We start from the raw sequence: 15,525 nt of genomic DNA on the forward strand, positions 1-15,525 counted from the left end.
AGTCACACCGGTGCCAATACTTGTCGTGAACAGGCCATATGTATTGCGTTGGCCGAATTGCGATAGTAGTTGGCCCCGTTGCAGCGGAGAAGGCATCGACTCATCGACAACACTGCAATAAATTAAGGTCTACCTTACTTAGCGCGGGTTAACTATGTCCGGAAGTCGGATTTGATCCTTGTGTTCGGGTCCGGTTCATGTTCCATCGATGTTGGAGATTGTTGTGAGTCTTGTGTTCGGCGAGGTACTTCACAAGGAGTACGTGACCCCGGGAATGGTTCGTGTCGTGTTCGGAGGGGAGGAACTGACCGCCTTCGAAACCACCGGTACCGGTGACGAATACCTGCGCCTCCACTTCCCGGTCCCGGCTACAGGCGAGTTCGTTCTACCTGCGGAAGATCCGGACGCACCGCGCGGTTGGCGGTACCCGGAGGGCGAGGAACCGTCCCCGTGCCAGCCGTACACCGTGCGACGGTTCGATGCCGAAACCAGCCGAATGACAATCGACTTCGTCGTTCACGAGGGCGGAATCGCCAGCGACTGGGCGCAGAAAGCCGAGATCGGTGACAAGTTGGCGATCGGCGAGTCTCGTGGCCTCTACGAGCCGCCGGCCGACGCACGCTGGCAGGTGTTCGTCGCCGACGCAACCGGACTCCCCGCACTCGGTCGTCTGATCGAACAGTTGCCGGCCGGCATGTCGGCCAAGGCGATCGTCGAGGTGGTGGACGAGTCGCACAAGCAGCAGATCACCTCGGACGCCGACGTCGAGTTCATCTGGCTGGTCGGCAGTGGCAACGGTGTTGCACCGTCGAAGCTGCCGGACGCGGTTCGCGCGATGAACCTGCCCACCGAACTCGGATACGTGTGGGTGGCAGGCGAGAGCACGATGCTCCGTGACATCCGCAAGTACCTTCGCCACGAACTCAAGTTGCCGGGTGAGCAGTACAAGGTCATCGGCTACTGGACGTACAAGGCCGAGGTCTGGAACGCGAAGTACGAGGCCCTCGACGAGAGTGTCCGCGCGGCACTCGATGCGGCCTGGGAATCGGACCGCGACGAGGAAGAGATCCGCGACGAGGTCGAGAAGACTCTAGAGAGCGCCGGCTTGTGACCGTTGGATTAGACAAGAGTGCCGTCGACCAGAGTGCGGCTGACGAGAAAGCCGTCGACAAACACACCGAAGAACTGATCGACGAGTCGCTGCAAGAGAAGCAGAAGCAACCGGACGGCCTGGTATCGACCAACTCTCGTCGTATGGCGGGTCTTCTGGTGTGCCTGGTGGTGCTCGCCGCCGTGCTCCTTCTGAGTATCGCGGTGGGATCGAAGACCATTCCGTTCGGGACCGTGATCGACGCGCTGGTGAACTACGACGATTCCAATGATCACGTGATCATCCGTGACCTGCGACTACCGCGTACTCTGCTCGGTCTCATAGTCGGCATGGCGCTCGGCGTGGCCGGTGGCCTCATCCAGGCGATGACACGAAATCCCTTGGCTGATCCCGGAATTCTCGGTGTCAATGCCGGAGCAGGCTTTGCGATGGTTGTCGCCGTCGCGGTCTTCGGCCTGACCAGCATCTGGTCGTACATCTGGTTCGCGTTCCTCGGAGCGGTGATAGCCACGGCGATCGTCTACACGCTGGGCTCGATCGGCCGAGGTGGTGCGACGCCCATTCGGCTGACGCTGGCCGGTGTTGCCATCGGCTCCGTGCTCGGCGGCATCTCGTCCGGCATCACCTTGCTCAACCCGACCGCCTTCGACCAGATGCGCCAGTGGAATGCCGGCTCACTCAGCGGACGTTCGTTGGAAATCGTTCTGGCTGTTGCCCCCTTCATTCTCATCGGGCTCTTCCTGGCGCTCGCGTTGGCGCGCCAACTCAACGCCGTGGCCTTGGGTGACGATCTGGCACGTTCGCTCGGTGCCAACATCACTCGTACTCGTATCCTCGGCGTCATCGCGGTGACCTTGCTGTGTGGCGCAGCGACAGCTGCGGCCGGCCCGATCGGATTTGTCGGTTTGATGGTTCCGCACGTCGCGAGATGGTTCGTCGGACCGGATCAGCGATGGATTCTCCCGTACACGTTGGTGTGCTCGCCGATTCTTCTTCTCTTCTCCGACGTCGTCGGCCGAATCGTGCTGCGCCCGGGTGAACTTCAGGTCGGCATCGTCACGGCATTCATCGGAGCTCCGGTGCTGATCATGCTGGTGCGTCGAAGCAAGGTGAGCGGTCTGTGAGCATCGATTTCGGGCGCCCCACCACGGTGGTGCGCTCACCCAAAGAAGGGTGGTCCGCGCGGATCGACGTCCGCACGGTCACGGTCTGCCTCATCCTCGTTGCGCTTGCACTGGCGATCGGTGTCATCGCCCTCGGTAGTGGTGACTACCAGGTGCCGATCGGGGACGTCCTCGGCGCACTGTTCGGCGAGGCTCCCGCGCGTATCCACATGGTTGTCGTGGAATGGCGTCTGCCCCGAGTTCTGTTGGCGCTGATGCTCGGTGCGGCACTCGGCATGAGCGGTGCGATCTTCCAATCGCTCACCAGGAACCCGTTGGGTAGCCCAGACATCATCGGCTTCAACTCCGGTGCGTACACGGGCGCCCTTGTGGTCATCCTCCTCATCGGTGGTACTTACTACGAGATCGCAGTCGGTGCTCTGGTGGGCGGAATCGCGACCGCAGCAGTGGTTTACCTCCTTGCGTACAAGCGTGGTGTGCAGGGATTCCGGTTGATCATCGTCGGTATCGCCATCAGTGCGATGTTGGGCTCGGTCAACACCTGGATGATTCTCAAGGCGAAACTTGACGACGCCATGGCCGCGGCAGTGTGGGGTGCCGGTTCGTTGAACGGTCTCGGCTGGACTCAGGTGTGGCCGGTGGTCGTCGTGCTGGCCATCCTCGTTCCGCTGATCCTGGTGTTGGGCAGGCGGATGCAGATGCTCGAGATGGGCGACGACGCCGCCAAGGCGCTCGGCGTCCGGGCCGAACCCACGCGGCTTTCCCTGGTTGTTCTGGGTGTCGCTCTGACGGCCATGGTGACAGCAGCGGCCGGACCGATCGGATTCGTCTCGCTGGCGGCTCCGCAATTGGTGAGGCGATTGACCGGTAGTGCCGGAGTGACCCTGCTGCCGTCGGCAGCAATGGGTGGCGCGTTGCTGATGGTCAGCGACTGGGTGGCGCAGCGAGCTTTTGCACCGACACAGTTGCCGGTCGGCGTCGTCACGGTCTCCATCGGTGGCATCTATTTTGTATGGCTTCTCGCGCGAGAGGCCCGTAAGCAGTGATCGGTGAAGGAACGAGGAACAGCGTGAACGAGGCAAGTGCGGCGGGCGTCGTGGCTGAGAAGACGAATCGGCTTCGCGCCGAGGACGTCACGATCGGGTACGACAAGCGCGTCATCTCGGAGCACCTCGACGTCGAGATCCCCGACGGTGGCTTCACCGTCATCGTCGGTCCCAACGCCTGCGGCAAGTCGACACTTCTGCGTGCGTTGTCCCGGTTGCTCAAGCCGACCACCGGCAAGGTTCTTCTCGACGGCAAAGCGATCACGTCGTACCCGGCCAAGGAAGTTGCGAGGCGGCTCGGGCTTCTGCCGCAGACGTCGATCGCCCCGGACGGTATCAAGGTCGCCGATCTGGTTGCGCGAGGACGTTATCCGCATCAGAAGCTGATCCGTCAGTGGTCGCGAGAGGACGAGGCCGCCGTCATCAAGGCGATGGAGGCAACCAAGGTCACGGATCTGTCGGCAAGGCCGGTCGACGAACTGTCCGGTGGTCAGCGCCAACGTGTCTGGGTCGCTATGGTTCTCGCGCAGCAGACTCCGTTGGTGCTGCTGGACGAGCCGACGACGTTCCTCGACATCGCGCATCAGATCGAGCTGCTGGAGCTGTGCCGCGATCTGAACGAGAACGACGGACACACGCTGGTGGCGGTGCTTCACGATCTCAATCACGCGTGCCGCTACGGAACTCACATCATCGCGATGAAGGACGGCGCCGTGGTCGCCGAAGGCCCGCCCGCGGAGATCATCACCGAAGAACTGGTGCAGGAGGTGTTCGGCATGGCGTGCCGCATCATCGACGATCCGGTTTCCCATACACCGCTTGTCATTCCGCTGGGACGCGAGCGTCAGCGAAACATCGAAGGAGCAAACGTATGACACTCGTCCTGGATACGCAGGTCACCGACACGGAGTGGGCTCAGATCGTCGACCGCATTTCACGGCGCCGATTCTTCGGTGGCGCAGCCGGTGTGGCTGCAGCACTGGCGCTGAGTGCGTGTGGAACTTCGGATGCCGAGTCGGACTCGGCCAGTGACACTCTCCCGTACACGTGGGGCGAGTTCAGCGGCGACGTTCCCCGCGACCCCAAGCGCGTTGTGGTGCTGGACGGACGCGTCGACCTCGAATTCGCGATGATGATGGACTACCCGATCGTCGGTTCGGGGAACTTCTGGTTCCCCGATGCCAAGGCAGGATTCCAGTTTCCCGGCCGCACCATCGAGGACGCGAGCTTCGTCAACGTCGCGGGCGACTTCTCCACCAATTTCGAGGCTCTGCTCGCTCTCGAGCCTGATCTGATCGTCATCACTGCGATCGGCTACACGAGTGACTGGTACGGCACCGAGCGCTTGTCTTCCATCGCGCCACTGTTGGTCGTCGGCGACGACGTCGAACCGATCGCCGGACACCCGGTCGACTGGCGAGGTGCGCTGATGGCGCAGGCGAGCCAACTCGACCGTGTGGCAATCGCCGAGGCTTCCATCGCGGAGTACGACGACAAGCTCGCGAGACTGCGACCCATGTTGCAGGAGAAGCTGGGCGGAAAGAAGATCGTGTTCGGCGTTCAGACGCCGACCGGATTCCTTGTGCATCAGCGGAATCTGCGGATCAGTGTTGCAATCGATGCCGGCCTGAACGTGCTTTTCCGTGACGACGACAATGCAGAGAACTCGTTCGAGTTGTCGTTCGAGCAACTCGACACCTTGGCTCCGGCGGATGTGATCATCGCCCAAGCTCGCGATCAGGAAGCACTCGACGCGATCAAGACGCAGCCGACGTGGCAGCGGTTGCCTGCAGTTCAAGCGGGCAACGTGTTGACCAGCGACGCGCGATACAACCAAGGATTTGCGCTCACCGCGGCCATCTTCCTCGACGTTCTCGAGGAAGCGGCCGGGCGAATCACTGCTGGGCAGTAATTCAGGCGACGTTGCGGGCCTGGTCGAGTAGTTGTGCAACCTGCTCGAACCAGGCGCCGTAATTGGCGTAGGTGTTGGGACGCTTGTCGTCGAAGTCGATCACCTGGTTCGCGGTTACCGCGGGCAGCTTGACGAACACGGGTGATGCTGCGAATGCTTCTGCCGACTTCGCGAACTGGAACACGATGTCCGCCGGGTAATCCGGGACCTGCTCCCAGCTGAGATCGGCCCAGCCTTTGTCGCCTCCCGGTCCAGTGAACTTCACGCCGAGTTCCTTCAGATAACCGAACTGGGCGAGCGCCGTTGTGCCTGCGTACAACTCGGAGCTGTCACCGTTCAGGGCGAGGACTTCGATGTCGTCGACCTTGGCCGCGGCAGTTCGGATGCGCTCTGCACCGGATTCGAATGCTTCCTTGCCCTCGCGTGCTGCGGCTGTGTCGGTGTTCCCGTCGAGAGCTTCGGCGAGTGAGGCGTATTCGCTCAACACGTCCGGTGTCGAGGCTCCGGAGAACTTGACACCGACAAACGGTGCAACATTGTTGACGGTGTTGCCCATCGGCTCGTCCCACCAAGTCCAGCGTGTCGGGTCGTCACTGTTGCCGTACCCGATGACGAGGTCGGGGTCCAGTGCCGCAAGTGCTTCCGCGCTGAGTTCGCCTTCACGGCCGACGACCGTCATGGTCGACTCGTCGGTATGATCGGTGACGTCGGGATTGCCGACGCCGTAACCGAAGATGCCGACCGGCCGAATACCGTAGTCCCACAGCGCAGCAGCGGAATACGCGTCGACGACGATCCGCTCCGGGGCGTGATCGAGGGTGATCGTGTTTCCGTATCCCGTTGTGTAACTCCAGGACTGGTCGGCGGACCTGGTCTCGGTAGAAGGTGATGCGTCGCTACTTCCGCAACCGGTGAGTAGGAGTGCGGCGACGGCGGGTAGTGCGGCGAATCCGGCGAACCGGCGGGTGAGTTTCATGAAAACCTTCCGAACATGGCGAACTAAGCTAGGTAAGCCTAACCTGATGTTCCGTTCGGGTGTTCTCCGGGTCAGGTGCCCTGCCACATCTGAAGCCATTCGCTCCAGGATGGGGGAGTGATCGACGGTTGAGGTGTTCCGCCACGAAGTCCGTCGAGCATGAAATCGAGATAACGCGTGTGTATTTCGGTGGCTCGATCGCCCTCGATCGGCAGAGTCGGCCGCAGATGCACTGTCATGAGCATGACGTCTGCAGCAGTGAAGCCGGGCGGGACTTCGTGAGCGTCGATGCAGACGTCGACCATGGATTGCAGTGCGTCCTCCAATTCTTCGGCGGCACGAGTGACTTCGGCGTGTTCAGGCAACCTGCCGCCGAGGACCGGAATGAGCGGTCCCATCGATTCGGTGAGATATCGCGAGAAGAACGTCTTCAATACGGCTTCATCGGTTTTCGCGGTGCTCACGCACTCTCGGGCAAGGGTGGCGAGGTGATCGATCGCCCAGACGCGCAGGGATTGCGCCAGTTCCTCCTTGCCTCGGTATCGGCGATAGATGCTGCCGACGCCCACTCCGGCCCGTGCGGCAATCGCCGATACCGGTGCATTCCAACCCTGTTCGGCAAAAATTTCGCGCGCCGCTCGCAGCACGGTGACGTCGTTGTCTGCGGCTTCTCGGGCGCGTCCGGGGAGGCTCGCATTCTCTTTCGCCATTCCCACAGGCTAGCAATGCATGGTTTACTCAATCGGAACGGAGTGTTCCGTTCCGATTCGATTCATGATTGGAGGAAGGTGTCGATGACGACCTTGGCAGAGGCGCCCACGCGATCCGGGAGCCGGGTGATCGCAGCCCTGGCTGGAGCGGTACTCGTCTACTCGCTCATGCAGACGATGCTGGTACCGGCGTTGCCGGTGTTGGGTGAGCATTTCGACACGTCCGTGGCGGTGACCGGGTGGATTCTTACGTCCTATCTGTTGGCGGCCGCGGTGATGGCTCCGATCGTCGGGGCAATGGGTGACCGGTTCGGCGACAAGCGAGTTCTGGTGATCGTTCTGATCATCTTTGCCCTCGCCACATTCGCCGCCGCGGCAGCGCCGAACATCGGGGTGCTGCTCGTCGTTCGGGCCGTCCAGGGAGTGAGTATGGCGAGCTTCCCGCTCGCGATGGCGGTGCTGCGGAGAACGGTAGTGGGCCCCGAGTTGTCTTCGGGGATAGGTTGGCTCGCTGGGACTTTGGGAATCGGTGCCGGAAGTGCACTGGTGATCGGCGGTGTCATTCTCGAGTATCTCAGTTGGCAGTGGTTGTTCGTGATCACCGGGATCTTGATCGTGCTCGCATTGGTCGCGGTGGTGGCCGTGGTTCCGGGTTCGCATCGCCGGCCGGGTATGCCGACGGACTGGGTCGGTGCCGGAGCACTCGCGTTCGGGTTGGTGAGCCTGCTCCTGGCGATCACCAAAGCCTCCGACTGGGGAGTTCTGTCGCTCGGATTCTGGGGTCTGGTTGTGATCGCGTTCGTTTCGTTCGCGACACTGATTGCCGTCGATTCCCGCCACGACGCGCCGATTGTCGACATGCGAGTCTTTCGGGACAAACCGATGATGATCACCAGCGCACTCACTCTGGTGTTCGGATTCGTGCCGTACATCTTTTACCTCTGCCTGCCGCGGATCCTCCAGGCGCCGGACACGTCCACGTACGGAAGCGGATTCACTGTCGTGCAGACCGGGTTGGCGATCTTGCCTGCCGCTGTACTCGTCTTTCTCGGCGGGCGTTTGACGCCGGCTCTCGCGCGGCGATACGGGCCGCGAGTACCGGCGGTGACAGCGCTGGCACTCATGGCGACGGGCGCGATCGGACTTGCAATCTGGCCGAGTTCGGTGGTTGCGATCGTGCTGTTCTTCTCCCTCGTCGGGTTGGGGAACGGCGTGGGGTTCGCGGTCTGTGCTCTGTTGGTTGCTTCGATCGTGCCGCCACCGGAGATGGCAGCGGCCAGTGGTGTCAACAGCGTGATCAGGACCGTGGGATCGGCGGTGGGTGCGCCGGTGACCACAGCAGTCCTGGCGATCGGTATTTCCGGTGATTCGTTCGGGGCGGCGTTCGTGATGGGCGCAGTCATCAGTGTTGTCGCGTGTCTGCCGGCGTTTGCACTTCCGGTGACGAGGGCTGCACAAACGGCCTGAGTTATTGTAGGCTCCCCTAATCGAGACAGTGTGTAACTAAAGCGGGGAGAGAAGGATGCGGCAGCAGTGGGGCGCACTGGACGAGTTCGCAGCACTCAACGCGCTCACACTTGGGGTCAAGCCCGATACGGTCTTTGCCACCCTGCAATCACAGGCGGCGAAGGAGATCTTGCAGAGCGAGGGCATAGAGGTCGTCGACAAACCGACGTTCTTCGAGTCACCCGACGTCGAACAGATCGCAGCAATCGATCCTGACAGAATCCTGCTCAGTGACGTCGGGTCGCTGACGTCGATCACGGCTCAGGCCAACGAGATTGCCCCGACGACGGTGCTCGCCTATGCGGCGCCGTGGCGCGAAGTTCTGAATACCGCGGCGACTGCACTGGGTCGAGAGTCCGAAGCTCGCGAAATCGTGTCGAGGCTCGAGACCAAATTTGCCGAAGGATCCGGAACGGTCGAGGCGCAACCGCAGACGTTGTCCGTGCTGGTGGGATTCTCCGGCGGCATCTACACCGTCATCCCACAGTCGCCGATGTCCTCGATCATCGAGGAAGCCGGTTTCAGGCGTCCACAAGCCGAACTCGACGCGAAGATCGGACCGAACACAGGTGTCGCCACGTCTTCGGTGTCGGGAGAGGAGGTCGGGCAGCACGCGGCGGACGCGATGGTCGTGACCTCGGGAAACATCTACGGCGGCGCACTGGTACACGCAAATCCGTTGTTCAACGAGATCCCTGCGGTGCAGGCCGGGCGCACGGCAGACGTCAGCGGCGAACTCTGGTTCGGCAGTTATCCCTTCGCGGTCTACTGGATCCTCGAAGACCTCGAGGCACTTGCCGATCGCACACTCACCGGCGCGGAGCTCCAAGGACGCATCGCATCCGACGCCGACGCAGTTACCCGATGGAAGGCGTTCTCGAAATGACGACGACACAGGCCACGAAAGCAGACATTTCATCTGAAGAGGCCGACGTATCACAAGGAGCGGCGGCCGAAGCCTCGCAAGCCAAAGCTGAAGCGGCGGAGCACAAGAGCGCGCTTCGCGAACTCCTTGCTCCAGTGCGCACGCGGACCACCATCGCGATGGTGATGCAGGTGATCGCCGCGGTCGCCGCCATCGTGCCGTACGTGGCCATCGCCGAACTGGGTAAGACGCTGATCGTGGGCGGTGACGTCGACTCGTCCCGTGTCTGGACGATCGTGTGGGTGGTCGTCTTCGGTCTGGGTATGCGTGCGTTCTTCGGAGGCGGTGCGTTGATCGTGACGCACTTCGCCGATGTGAATCTGCAGGCGGTGCTGCGGCGTCGAATCGCAGCGACTCTCGGTCGACTTCCCCTGGGCTGGTTCACCTCCCACTCGTCCGGAACCGTGCGCAAAGCCGCGCAGAACGACATCTCCGATCTCCATTACCTGGTTGCGCACAGCGCCGTCGAGACCACCGGAGCCATCGCAGTGCCGCTCGTCGGACTCGGCTACGTGATCTCGATCGACTGGCGTCTGGGATTGGTCGCGATTGCCACGCTCCCGATCTACATGATCGCCTACGCGACGATGACCAAGGACATGGCCGTCAAGATGAGCCGGATGAATGAGGGCATCGCGGCCATCAGCAACACCATCGTCGAGTTCGTCACCGGTATCGCAGTGGTCAAGACCTTCGGTCAGGACAAGCAGTCACACTCCCGGTACCGCGACGCCGCCAAGGCAATTGCACTCTCGTACGAGGGCTGGGTTCGCCCGATGCTCCGGACCGAGGCGCTGGCCTCGATTGCATTGAGCGCACCGGTAGTGCTGGTGGTCAACCTTGGCCTCGGCTCGTGGTTCGTCCACTCCGGATGGGTGTCACCCATCGATGTGCTGACCAGTTCTCTTGTCGCGATGGTGATTCCGGTGTCGGTGACGACCATCGGTTTCGGTATGCAGGCTCGCCGAGAGGCAGCCGCCGCTGCGGCGCGACTGATTGCGCTGTTCTCGACCGAGGCGCTGCCGGAAACCGATCATCCGAAAAGTCCCGCGGGGAATGAAGTTCGATTCTCCGGAGTTTCTTTCGCCTACGACGACGGCGCCGACGTTCTGACCGACATCGATCTGACGCTGCCGGAGGGCACGGTGACGGCGTTGGTCGGACCTTCGGGTTCGGGTAAGTCGACGCTGGCAACGCTGGTTCCGAGGTTCCACGACGTGCGTGCCGGATCCGTGGCCATCGGTGGTGCCGACGTCAGGGACGTGGCGACCGACGAGCTGTACCGCCACGTCGGATTCGTTCTGCAGGACGTGCAGCTGGTCGAAGCGACCGTGCTCGACAACATTCGGCTTGCCCGACCGCAGGCGACTTCGGCTGAGGTGAAGGCCGCTGCCGCAGCCGCGCAGATCGACAACCGAATCGAAGCGCTCCCGAGAGGCTACGACTCCGTGGTCGGGGTCGACGCCAGATTCTCGGGTGGTGAAGCCCAAAGGGTCTCCATTGCGCGTGCGATTCTCGCGGACACTCCTGTTCTCGTGCTCGACGAAGCAACCGCTTTCGCCGATCCGGAGTCCGAAGCCGATATCCAGGAGGCGTTGTCGCGCTTGACGGTGGGGCGCACCGTGCTGGTGATCGCGCACCGGTTGGTTTCGATCGTGAGCGCCGATCAGATCGTGGTTCTCGATGCCGGACGGATCGTGGAGAAGGGCACACACGATCAGCTTGTGGCGAGTGGTTCAACCTATGCCCGGATGTGGGCGAGTCACAGTCGGGCCGACTCGATTGAACACAGTCGGGCCGACTCGATTGAACACAGTCGGGCCGACTCGATTGAACACAGTCGGGCCGACAGCATCGCTGGTATGTCTGACGCAGCAGGAAAGGCCAACTCATGATTCGCGACCTCTTCCGGATACTCGGCCCGCAGAATCAGGGCCGTTATCGCGAGTTCCTGGTGTGGGCAGTGTTGTACGGCGTGATGCAAGGTTTGGCAGTGGCGCTACTGGTCCCGGCGGTGCAGGCACTGTTCGATCAGGACTGGGGCAGTTTCCTTCGGTGGCTCGCCGCAATGGCCGTGTGCGCCGTGATCAGTTCGATTGCGCATTACCTGCAGGCGATGAAGGGATTCGAGTCGGCCCTCACGCTGCTGAGGACTATGCATCTGCGCCTGGGAGATCATCTCGTCACTCTGCCGCTCGGCTGGTTCGGTGCCGGCCGACTCGGCCAGGTATCGCAGGTTGCCAGCAAGGGCACCATCTCGGTGATGGGGGCGGCTGCGCACCTCATGACACCGATCATCTCCGGAATCGCCAGCCCGGCAACCATTGTCGTGTGCATGTTGTTCTTCGACTGGCGGCTCGGGCTGGCACTGATGGTCAGCGTTCCGATTCTGTTCGCGGCAGCCAGATTTGCCTCGACGATGACTGCCAAGGCCGACGATCGGGCACATGCCGCAGCCGTCGAATCGAACAATCGAGTGCTCGAATACGCTCGTTGCCAACCGGTCCTGCGTGCTTTCGGACGCACACACGGGGTGTACGAACCGCTCGACGACGCGATCGAAGCGCAACACACTGCGGGTCGTTCACAACTGTGGTTCGTGGTGATCGGGTCCGTGGTCAACGGGATCGCCCTGCAATTCGTCTTCTCTGCCGTGATCATCCTGGGTGCATTCCTCGCGCTCGGCGGCGACATCGACCCTGTCACGTTGATCGCGCTACTCGGCCTGACCGCACGGTTCATCCAGCCGCTGGGTGAGATCGGCGAGTTCGGCGGTGCAATCAGAATGGCACGCAACGAAATCCGTCGGATGTCCGAGATCCTCGAAGTGGAACCACTGGTAGAACCCGATACCAGCGGGCAGCCGACGGGGGAGACAGCCGTGCAGTTCGACGCCGTCGACTTCGGCTACGCGGACGGTGGGCAGGTGCTGCGGGACATCTCCTTCGAGGTGCCGCGGAAGTCGCTGACGGCGTTGGTCGGTCCGTCAGGGTCTGGCAAAACCACCGTCACCCGGCTGATCTCGCGCTTCTACGACGTCGACTCGGGGGTGGTGCGTGTCGGCGGCGTCGATGTGCGGGACCTCACGAGTGCCGATCTGATGTCACAATTGTCCTTGGTTTTCCAGGACGTGTACCTCTTCGACGACACGTTGATCGCGAACATCCGCCTCGGTCGCCCCGAAGCCACGGACGATGACGTCTTCGACGTGGCTAGGATCGCGGGCGTCGCGGAAATCGTCGAGCGACTTCCGCGGGGTTGGGACACCCGCGTCGGTGAGGGCGGGACGGCACTGTCCGGTGGAGAGCGGCAGCGGGTCTCCATCGCGCGCGCACTCCTCAAACGCGCACCTATCGTTCTGCTCGACGAGGCGACGGCCGCGCTCGATCCCGAGAACGAGGCCCATGTACAGCGTGCGATGCAGGAACTCGCCAGTGAAAGCACACTGCTCGTGATCGCGCACAAGCTGTCGACTGTCGTGGCCGCAGACCAGATCATCGTGCTCGGTGACGACGGATCGATCGTCGAAGTGGGAACCCACGAAGTTCTGCTCGCAGCCGGTGGGAACTACGCCGCGTTCTGGAACCAGCGCCACCGTGCGTCGGGATGGCGGTTGGTAGCGGGCTGAGCAGGTGGCAGGCTGAGCAGAATGCAAACCGGAAAGAAGACGGGGCGGCCGCCGACGTTGTCGACAGTGGACATCGTCGAGGCCGCCCTGGCTGGTGATCTGAGTGAATTGACCATGCCGAGTGTGGCAAAACGTCTGGGCGTCAGCCATTCTGCACTTTATCGCTACTTCGCGGACCGTGAAGCGCTGCTGCGGGCTTGTGCGGATCACGTTGTGCGTCAGACTGTATGGCCGGACACGGATCGTCCGTGGCGTGAGTTTCTGACGGATTTGTGCGACGTTCTGTGGTCCTCGTTCGAGCGCTATCCAGGTCTAGCCCAGGTCGGTCTCGCAGTTCCGGGCACGCCACCGGCGATAATCGAGATCGTGGAGAAACTGGTCGGTTCGTTGACTGCGCAGGGTTTCACACCACATGACGCGGTCCTGGCCGTGGACTTCATCTCCGAGGTGACCATGACGCAGTTCGCAATGATGGCGGCGATGGACAAGACCGTGAGCTCCGCGGATTCGCGTTCTGCGCGCCAGGCGTATCAGGAGAGTTGGAATGCGTCGGAGTCGTTGGTCGAGGGGATCGGCGACGAATCGACGTGGCACGGGCGAGGTTGGTTGGACGAGAAGATCACGATCATGCTCGACGGCCTGGAAAAGCGTGTTATCGGCTGACATTTCTACTAGCTTTGAGAGTAATGCCCGTTTCGGCGTGATACAGGCTAATGTGCACACATAGGACGGGTGGTTGCTGCACCGGGAGGCGGGGATCATGGATCTCGAAGCGATTGTTCTCATCCAAAGACTCAAGTACCGATACGCACGCGCCTTGGACACCAAATCGTGGGTCGAATTTGCCGACACTCTGACCGTCGACGCCACCGCGATCTACGGAGAACAACTCAGTTTCGATTCCCGAGATTCGTTCGTCTCCTTCCTCGAGAACACCCTCGGATCACACGTCATCACTGAACATCAGTGCGGGCAACCCGAGATCGACGTCGACGGAGACACCGCAACCGGGATCTGGTGCCTCGCGGACACTGTGGTGATCCCCGAAGACGGCATGCTTCTTCGCGGATCGGCCTTCTATCACGACAGATACACCCGCTGCAGCGACGGTGAATGGCGAATCTCCCACACGAGCTACGAGCGGACCTGGGAATCGGTGGTGGCGCTCGCCGACATGCCGAGTTTCCGATTGACGTCCAACAAGTGGGCGCTGCTGCAGCAACCGTCGTTCGGCGACTCGGTAGTTCGCAACGTCTCCTGAGGCCGCCCGCGATTAGAGTCGGCTCATGGTTGATGCAGATTTTTCGCTGCCTGACGTACGGACGTGGATTCGCGGTATCCCCGCACTGACCGGAACTCCGCCGCCCGCGCCTGAACATTTTCCGGAAAAGCCGGGAGAGCTGTTCCTCGACTGGCTCCGTGCGGCCGTGGCCTTCGGCGTCGTCGAGCCACACGTGTGTGCGCTCGCGACCGTCGACAGTGACGGTATGCCCGATTCCCGCTTCCTCATCCTCAAGGACGTGACCGAGGGCGGGTTCTGGTTTTCTGGTTCAGCTGCTTCGCCGAAAGGCATTGAGCTGAAAGAAAATCCGCGAGCATCGCTCGCCTTCTACTGGCGTGAGACGGGCCAGCAGGTCCGGATTCGCGGGTTGGTTCGCGAGGGCGACGACGCACTTCGAAGGCGAGACTTCGTCGAACGCTCCGTCACTGCGAGGGCGGTGGCGACGGCAAGTAAGCAGAGCGAGGTGCTCGAAGACTTAGGGGCGTACGACACATCGGTGGCCGCTGCGGAAGCAAGAATCAGTGACGACCCGGGGTTCGTGTCGAAGGACTGGCGTGCGTGGTGCCTCGAGCCGGAGTCTGTCGAGTTCTGGCAGGCAGACTCCGGGCGTCGGCATCAGCGATGGTTGTACCGGCGCGGCTCGGACCGAGCATGGACACGAGCAGTGCTGTGGCCCTGAACAGCTGGGTCGAGCTCAGCTGGCGCTGATCTCCGGCGACACGAGGTTGACGACGATCGACTGTCCACCGAGCTTGGCGTGGATTTCGGGATGTTCGAACCCCGAGGACAACAGGTAGCTGCCGAGCATCGTGAGCAACTCGTCCAGATCCATCGTGGGATCGGAGGAATGCGTGCTCGAGGGTGAGGCCTGATTCGCGATGAGTTCGGTGTGGGTGAGTCGACCGGCCACTCGAACGGCGGCTACACCCATCGCGTCGCGCCGTACGACGGTGCGACTCCGAGTCTCGAGTGTCCTCGATGATTCGCGTGTTGAAGCTGGCACTGAAAGGTCCTCTCCGCTGCTGTGTGCGGCCGTGGTTCGGGTAGGAAGCGGAAACGTGAATGCATCCGATTGCTTGGGTGCGGTCGACAGAAAATCCGCTGTGGCGGTGGCACTGCTGGAACCGTTGCTCGTGGAAAGGTTGCTCGCAGAACCGTTACCCGTGGGAAGGTTGCTCGCAGAACCATTACTCGCGGAACTACTGGCTCTCGATCCGTTGCCGGAACCGTTGGGGCCCGTTATTCCGTGAGAATTCTTGTCTTCCATTGTTCGCTCCTGATGCCCGTAAACAGACCGCTGGTTTG

At 61.9% G+C, this 15,525-nt stretch carries 16 protein-coding genes; 13 read left to right on the forward strand and 3 right to left on the reverse strand.

Annotation, left to right across the window (positions count from 1 at the left end; all coding sequences use genetic code 11):
• Positions 1–223: 223 nt before the first annotated feature.
• Genes AC1DVN_RS11515 through AC1DVN_RS11535 form a run of 5 tightly spaced genes read left to right on the forward strand, consistent with a single transcriptional unit; the run spans position 224 to position 5,193 of the window.
• On the forward strand, positions 224–1,111 hold the full coding sequence (locus AC1DVN_RS11515) for a siderophore-interacting protein (RefSeq protein ID WP_445387140.1): 888 nt from the start codon (positions 224–226) through the stop codon (positions 1,109–1,111).
• On the forward strand, positions 1,108–2,235 hold the full coding sequence (locus AC1DVN_RS11520; protein ID WP_428690815.1) for a Fe(3+)-siderophore ABC transporter permease: 1,128 nt from the start codon (positions 1,108–1,110) through the stop codon (positions 2,233–2,235). The genes AC1DVN_RS11515 and AC1DVN_RS11520 overlap by 4 nt, the downstream gene beginning before the upstream one ends.
• Entirely contained in the window at positions 2,232–3,281 is a 1,050-nt protein-coding gene (gene fepG, locus AC1DVN_RS11525; RefSeq protein ID WP_019744683.1) for an iron-enterobactin ABC transporter permease, read from the forward strand. Before AC1DVN_RS11520 ends, fepG begins: the two co-directional genes overlap by 4 nt.
• Before the next feature lie 23 nt (positions 3,282–3,304).
• The gene (locus AC1DVN_RS11530; protein ID WP_438472257.1) at positions 3,305–4,156 is read left to right on the forward strand and encodes an ABC transporter ATP-binding protein; all 852 of its coding nucleotides are present in this window, start codon (positions 3,305–3,307) and stop codon (positions 4,154–4,156) included.
• Entirely contained in the window at positions 4,153–5,193 is a 1,041-nt protein-coding gene (locus AC1DVN_RS11535) for an ABC transporter substrate-binding protein (protein WP_477846232.1), read from the forward strand. The genes AC1DVN_RS11530 and AC1DVN_RS11535 overlap by 4 nt, the downstream gene beginning before the upstream one ends.
• Before the next feature lies 1 nt (position 5,194).
• On the opposite strand, the gene AC1DVN_RS11540 is transcribed toward AC1DVN_RS11535, so the two are convergent.
• Both AC1DVN_RS11540 and AC1DVN_RS11545 read right to left on the reverse strand, forming a co-directional pair.
• Complete coding sequence (locus AC1DVN_RS11540; RefSeq protein WP_477846231.1) at positions 5,195–6,169, reverse strand: ABC transporter substrate-binding protein; 975 nt, start codon at positions 6,167–6,169, stop codon at positions 5,195–5,197.
• Positions 6,170–6,240: 71 nt separating this feature from the next.
• Positions 6,241–6,879: a TetR/AcrR family transcriptional regulator gene (locus AC1DVN_RS11545; RefSeq protein WP_477846230.1), complete on the reverse strand. Its 639-nt coding sequence runs from the start codon at positions 6,877–6,879 to the stop codon at positions 6,241–6,243.
• An 84-nt stretch (positions 6,880–6,963) separates the two neighbouring features.
• On the opposite strand from AC1DVN_RS11545, the gene AC1DVN_RS11550 reads away from it, so the two are divergent.
• The 7 genes from AC1DVN_RS11550 (at position 6,964) to AC1DVN_RS11580 (ending at position 14,899) form a co-directional block, all read left to right on the forward strand.
• The gene (locus tag AC1DVN_RS11550) at positions 6,964–8,346 is read left to right on the forward strand and encodes an MFS transporter (RefSeq protein ID WP_477993806.1); all 1,383 of its coding nucleotides are present in this window, start codon (positions 6,964–6,966) and stop codon (positions 8,344–8,346) included.
• A 55-nt stretch (positions 8,347–8,401) separates the two neighbouring features.
• Positions 8,402–9,271, forward strand: coding sequence for an ABC transporter substrate-binding protein (locus tag AC1DVN_RS11555; protein ID WP_060939779.1), 870 nt, complete (start codon positions 8,402–8,404; stop codon positions 9,269–9,271).
• Positions 9,268–11,205: an ABC transporter ATP-binding protein gene (locus tag AC1DVN_RS11560; RefSeq protein ID WP_477993807.1), complete on the forward strand. Its 1,938-nt coding sequence runs from the start codon at positions 9,268–9,270 to the stop codon at positions 11,203–11,205. Before AC1DVN_RS11555 ends, AC1DVN_RS11560 begins: the two co-directional genes overlap by 4 nt.
• Entirely contained in the window at positions 11,202–12,938 is a 1,737-nt protein-coding gene (locus AC1DVN_RS11565) for an ABC transporter ATP-binding protein (RefSeq protein WP_259121022.1), read from the forward strand. The genes AC1DVN_RS11560 and AC1DVN_RS11565 overlap by 4 nt, the downstream gene beginning before the upstream one ends.
• A 21-nt stretch (positions 12,939–12,959) precedes the next feature.
• On the forward strand, positions 12,960–13,601 hold the full coding sequence (locus tag AC1DVN_RS11570) for a TetR/AcrR family transcriptional regulator (protein WP_019744674.1): 642 nt from the start codon (positions 12,960–12,962) through the stop codon (positions 13,599–13,601).
• 97 nt (positions 13,602–13,698) lie between these two features.
• Positions 13,699–14,199, forward strand: coding sequence for a nuclear transport factor 2 family protein (locus tag AC1DVN_RS11575; RefSeq protein WP_020970307.1), 501 nt, complete (start codon positions 13,699–13,701; stop codon positions 14,197–14,199).
• 25 nt (positions 14,200–14,224) lie between these two features.
• Entirely contained in the window at positions 14,225–14,899 is a 675-nt protein-coding gene (locus tag AC1DVN_RS11580; protein ID WP_477846227.1) for a pyridoxine/pyridoxamine 5'-phosphate oxidase, read from the forward strand.
• 15 nt (positions 14,900–14,914) lie between these two features.
• Here the strand turns inward: AC1DVN_RS11580 and AC1DVN_RS11585 are convergent, their stop codons facing one another.
• A complete protein-coding gene (locus tag AC1DVN_RS11585) occupies positions 14,915–15,223 on the reverse strand; it encodes a hypothetical protein (RefSeq protein ID WP_283301934.1) in 309 nt (102 codons plus the stop codon).
• A 55-nt stretch (positions 15,224–15,278) separates the two neighbouring features.
• Between AC1DVN_RS11585 and AC1DVN_RS11590 the strand changes: the two genes are divergently transcribed.
• Complete coding sequence (locus AC1DVN_RS11590) at positions 15,279–15,470, forward strand: hypothetical protein (protein ID WP_306294056.1); 192 nt, start codon at positions 15,279–15,281, stop codon at positions 15,468–15,470.
• The last annotated feature ends 55 nt before the right edge of the window (positions 15,471–15,525 follow it).

The organism is Rhodococcus sp. P4_E4, assembly GCF_056401575.1.